Here is a 4,984-nt window from a genome sequence, read left to right on the forward strand (position 1 = left end):
TTTAAGCCCTCATTTCTTATTATTTTTGATCGAAATTTTCCCATTTTTTTTCCGCACTTTTTTCTTGCGCGATCTTGCCCTAAAACATAGAATAGCCCTTTAAAAAAATGGCATAGCTCATTTTATAAACGATATTGAGTAGTAGATTTTCAATGACAGAACAACAAACCAGCTTTGCGGATCAAAAACGCAAAACCGTTGAAACCGCTGAATTTACCGCTGACGGACGCTACAAACGTAAAGTGCGTAGTTTCGTGTTGCGTACAGGGCGATTAAGCGATTTTCAACGTAATATGATGAATGAATATTGGCCGATTTATGGCTTATCACATCAAACAGAACCTTTTGATTTTAAAAAGATTTATGGCAATGACAAGCCTGTTATTTTAGAAATTGGTTTTGGAATGGGAAAATCCCTAGTGGAAATGGCAGAGCAAAATCCAGATAAAAATTATCTAGGAATTGAAGTGCATACCCCCGGTGTGGGCGCGTGCATTGCTTATGCTGTGGAAAAGAAGGTAAAAAATCTACGCGTTATTTGCCACGATGCTACAGAAATTTTACGCGATTGCATTGCCGATGGCAGCCTTGCTGGCTTACAGCTTTTTTTCCCCGATCCTTGGCATAAAGCGAAGCATCATAAACGCCGCATTGTACAGCCGCATTTTGTGCAAACTGTCTGCCAAAAGCTCGTCAACCAAGGCTTTATTCATATGGCAACGGACTGGGAAAATTATGCGGAACAAATGTTAGACGTATTGCAAGACAATCCACAGTTACGCAATACTTCCGCCACAAAGGACTATATTCCACGCCCTGAAAGCCGCCCTCTGACCAAGTTTGAACAGCGAGGTCATCGCTTGGGACACGGCGTATGGGATTTATATTTTATTAAAACTGAATAATATCAGCCTAGAAACACGAGGAGAAAACGATGGCTATTCAACGTAACAGAAGACAACGCAAAAAAATGCACCTTGCAGAATTCCAAGAATTAGGCTTTTTAGTAAACTGGCAATTCGCAGAAAATACTCCGATTGATAAAATTGATGAAGTTGTAGATCGTTTTATCAACGAAGTCATTCGCCCAAATGGCTTAGCTTATGAAGGTAGCGGTTATTTACATTGGGAAGGTTTAGTCTGCTTAGAAGAAATCGGAAAATGTGATGAAAGCCACCGAGAGCTAGTAAAAAACTGGTTAGAAAGCAATGGATTACAACAAATTGAAATCAGCCAACTGTTTGATATTTGGTGGGAATATCCAGCGAAATAATGCAAAAATTAATCCCGCTTTTTAGCGGGATTTTTTATAATTGTAAGAGCGGTGTAAATTTTCTTATTTTTCTTTCTATTTTCACGTTTTCCCCAGTTAAGTTCTTGCCAACTCCCTCTTTATAACCAAAAGAAATATATCCTTTCAATTAATTATTGGATAGCTATAAAAAATCTCTCGCATAATAACCGCACTTAATCAGTACGTTAGAGGAGAAATTTATGGTTTGGACAATAATTTCGGGCGGTGTTCTCGGTGTGATTTTTGGTTTTGTGCTACAGCGTACCCGTTTTTGTATGACGGGTGGGTTTCGTGATATGTACACGGCGAAAAATAACAAGATGTTTTATGCCTTTTTACTGGCTATTTTAATTCAAAGCGTAGGGGTGCTGACGCTTGTTGAGTTAGGTTATATTTCATCTCCTTATGAAGATTTTTCTTTGGTTGGGACGGTTTTTGGTTCTTACCTATTCGGTATTGGTATTGTGCTTGCTAGCGGTTGTGCAACTGGGACGTGGTATCGTGCAGGTGAAGGATTAATCGGAAGCTGGTTGGCGTTGGCTATGTATATGCTAAGTGCCGCAATGATGAAATATGGTGTGTTGGTGGAATTCAAAAACACGCTAACTAGCTATACCAGAATGAATGATAATCTTGCAGCCCAACTAGGGATCTCCGTGTGGTGGTTGGTTGGCTTATTGGCAATCGCCGTAGTATTTGGTTTATACCAAACATTGAGCAAACGCCCTAAAAATAAAGTGGCAACATTGCCGCAAAAATATCAAGGGTTACGCCATTGGTTGTTTGAAAAGCGCTATCACCCTTTTGTCGCCGCGCTGGCTATTGGCATTATTGCACTGGTTGCTTGGCCTTCCAGTGAAAGCACGGGGCGCGCTGGTGGCTTGGGGATCACAACACCTTCTGCAAATCTTATCCATTTTTTAGTAACGGGCGATGAAAAGCGGTTAAATTGGGGCGTGTTTTTGGTGATCGGGATTTTTATTGGTTCTTATCTTGCCGCAAAAGGTAGCCGTGAGTTTAGATGGCGCTTACCCGACACGAAAACCCTTTACCACAGTGTGATTGGTGGATTTGCGATGGGCGTGGGGGCATCATTGGCAGGCGGTTGCACCATTGGAAACGGTTTAACAGCCACAGCAGTGATGAGTTCTAAAGGCTGGATTGCCCTTGTTTTCACGATTCTTGGAGTATGGACAATGGCACACGTTTTATTTATTCGTCCGCGCAGATTAGCGTTAGCGAACGCTGCAGCATAAGATTTATTCACATAGAAGGAAATTAAGATGATCGTAAAATTAGAAACCGCGGGGCTAGTCTGCCCATTCCCATTAGAAGAAGCAAAAGCCGCAATGGCAAAATTAAACGCAGGTGATGGCATTGAAATTGAATTTGATTGCACGCAAGCCACAGAGGCCATTCCCAACTGGGCGGCAGAAGAAGGCTATGAAGTGACCCATTTTGACCAAATTGGCGATGCGAAATGGACAATTACAGTAGTGAAATAGCCTTTCTTTTAAGTGCGGTGGAAAAAATCAGAATTTTTGCACCGCACTTTTTATCGCTTTCTTTTCCTACAGATCCCCTTGACGAACACCCCATTGAAGCGTAACATTCCGCACGATTTAGCAACAAGAGGACACACACTTTGGACAGTCATAGTCGATACCCAATTCATCGTTGATCTAAATCTCGTCCTCCACTTATCGGCGAGATTTCGCAGGTAAGTTTCATTACCTCAATTATTAGGTATCTTTAATTAAATAATCGAAAATTTTGCACCGCACTTTTGTGCTGATTATTTAGTTTTCTTTTGTTCATCGGGTTTGTTCATAATCCCTCAAGGAGTATGACAAAATGATTAATGCTTTTGCACTGGAAAATGCGCGTTTAATTCGGCTAGATGAGGGTGATGAGAATCTCAACGCCGCCATTTGGATTGATTTGCTTGAGCCATCAAGCGAAGAACGTGAAATGTTGCAACAGGGCTTAGGGCAAAGTTTGGCATCTTTCTTAGAATTGGAAGATATTGAAGCGTCTGCGCGTTTCTTTGAAGACGAAGACGGCTTGCATTTGCACTCTTTTTTCTATTGTGAAGATGAAAATGATTATGCCGACATTGCCAGCGTGGCGTTTACCTTGCGTGATGGGCGTTTGTTCACCCTGCGTGATCGCGAATTGCCAGCGTTTCGCCTTTATCGAATGCGTTCGCGCAGCCAACGATTGGTGGAATGTAACGCTTATGAAGTGCTGTTAGATTTATTTGAAACCAAAATCGAGCAGCTCGCCGATGTGATCGAAAATGCTTACGCAGATTTGGAAAAATTAAGTCACGTTATTTTGGAAGGCAAGCAGGGCGAAGCCTTTGATAAAGCCCTTGCTACACTCACGGAGCAAGAAGATGCCAGTTCCAAAGTGCGTTTATGTTTGATGGATACGCAACGTGCATTGAGTTTTTTGGTGCGCAAAACACGTCTGCCAGCCAATCAGCTAGAGCAAGCGCGCGATATTTTACGCGATATTGAATCCCTGCAACCGCATAATGAATCCTTATTCCAAAAAGTGAATTTCTTAATGCAAGCGGCAATGGGTTATATCAATATTGAGCAGAATAAAATTATGAAATTTTTCTCCGTAGTATCGGTGATGTTCCTGCCTGCAACCTTGGTGGCGTCCACCTACGGAATGAACTTTGAATTTATGCCAGAATTGCATTTAAAATATGGCTATCCTATGGCGATTGGTTTGATGATCGTTGCGGCGCTTACGCCTTATATTTATTTTAAACGTAAAGGCTGGTTGTAATTTTTAAGGAGAAAATAATGGGCTTAAATTCCCTTCAATTTTTAGTTTATACCCTAATTAATGTTTTTAGTTTCGTGCTAATTTTGCGTGCGTGGTTTCAATATAGCCGCGTGGATTTTTATAATCCTTTTTCGCAAACTTTGGTGAAATTCACCCAACCTGTGCTTGCGCCATTGCAAAAGTTTTTACCTGCGGTGAAAGGCTTAAATACCGCGGCATTGGCGTTGTGTGTGGCATTAGGCGTGGCAAAATATCCTTTGCTAGATTTATTAGGATCAGCGCAAGTGGCGGCAAATCCTTTGCTTTATCTTTACATTGGGTTATTGCATACCTTGCGCACTATGGGTGAAGCAGTGATTTATGTGTTGTTTTTCCAAGCCATTTTAAGCTGGTTTAACCGTGGGCAAAATCCGTTGCAATATACCCTTTATCAGCTCACGCAACCTTTGCTCAACCCGATTCGCCGTATTTTACCGAACACGGGAATGATTGATTTCTCCCCGATGTTATTGGCGTTTTTATTATTTTACGCCAACCGTGTAATGTACGACATTGCCCCTATCTTATGGCAATTTGCCTAATGAATGCGATCGAGCAAAGCACGCAAGGACTTCGGTTGCGGATTTTTCTGCAACCGAAAGCCAGTAAAGATCAAATTGTTGGCTTACACGACAACGAGCTGAAAATCACCATCACCGCCCCACCTATTGACGGTCAAGCTAACGCCCATTTGCTTAAATTCCTAAGCAAAACCTTTAAAGTGCCAAAAAGCAGTATTCTCATCGAAAAAGGCGAACTTAACCGCCATAAACAAATTTTTATCCTTACACCGAAAGTGATTCCTGAACAGGTTTTGGGGTTGTTGGGATAAGAAAAATGCTCTCAATT

The 4,984-nt window shown here is 41.6% G+C and carries 7 protein-coding genes; all 7 read left to right on the forward strand.

The window, feature by feature from the left end; translation table 11 throughout:
• The first annotated feature begins 152 nt into the window (after positions 1 to 152).
• A complete protein-coding gene (trmB, locus tag ACLS0A_RS10745; protein ID WP_416083458.1) occupies positions 153 to 905 on the forward strand; it encodes a tRNA (guanosine(46)-N7)-methyltransferase TrmB in 753 nt (250 codons plus the stop codon).
• A gap of 29 nt (positions 906 to 934) precedes the next feature.
• Entirely contained in the window at positions 935 to 1,273 is a 339-nt protein-coding gene (locus ACLS0A_RS10750) for a YggL family protein (protein ID WP_103855688.1), read from the forward strand.
• Positions 1,274 to 1,494: 221 nt separating this feature from the next.
• Positions 1,495 to 2,550: a YeeE/YedE thiosulfate transporter family protein gene (locus tag ACLS0A_RS10755; protein ID WP_416083457.1), complete on the forward strand. Its 1,056-nt coding sequence runs from the start codon at positions 1,495 to 1,497 to the stop codon at positions 2,548 to 2,550.
• Positions 2,551 to 2,577: 27 nt separating this feature from the next.
• Positions 2,578 to 2,799, forward strand: coding sequence for a sulfurtransferase TusA family protein (locus tag ACLS0A_RS10760; RefSeq protein WP_103855812.1), 222 nt, complete (start codon positions 2,578 to 2,580; stop codon positions 2,797 to 2,799).
• Positions 2,800 to 3,148: 349 nt separating this feature from the next.
• On the forward strand, positions 3,149 to 4,096 hold the full coding sequence (gene corA / locus ACLS0A_RS10765; RefSeq protein ID WP_103854360.1) for a magnesium/cobalt transporter CorA: 948 nt from the start codon (positions 3,149 to 3,151) through the stop codon (positions 4,094 to 4,096).
• Positions 4,097 to 4,113: 17 nt separating this feature from the next.
• Complete coding sequence (locus tag ACLS0A_RS10770; protein WP_416083456.1) at positions 4,114 to 4,677, forward strand: YggT family protein; 564 nt, start codon at positions 4,114 to 4,116, stop codon at positions 4,675 to 4,677.
• Positions 4,677 to 4,967: a DUF167 family protein YggU gene (yggU, locus tag ACLS0A_RS10775; RefSeq protein WP_416083459.1), complete on the forward strand. Its 291-nt coding sequence runs from the start codon at positions 4,677 to 4,679 to the stop codon at positions 4,965 to 4,967. The genes ACLS0A_RS10770 and yggU overlap by 1 nt, the downstream gene beginning before the upstream one ends.
• Positions 4,968 to 4,984: the final 17 nt, after the last annotated feature.

Origin of the sequence: Avibacterium volantium, from assembly GCF_049366555.1 — a bacterium.
Taxonomy (GTDB): Bacteria; Pseudomonadota; Gammaproteobacteria; order Enterobacterales; family Pasteurellaceae; genus Avibacterium; species Avibacterium volantium_A.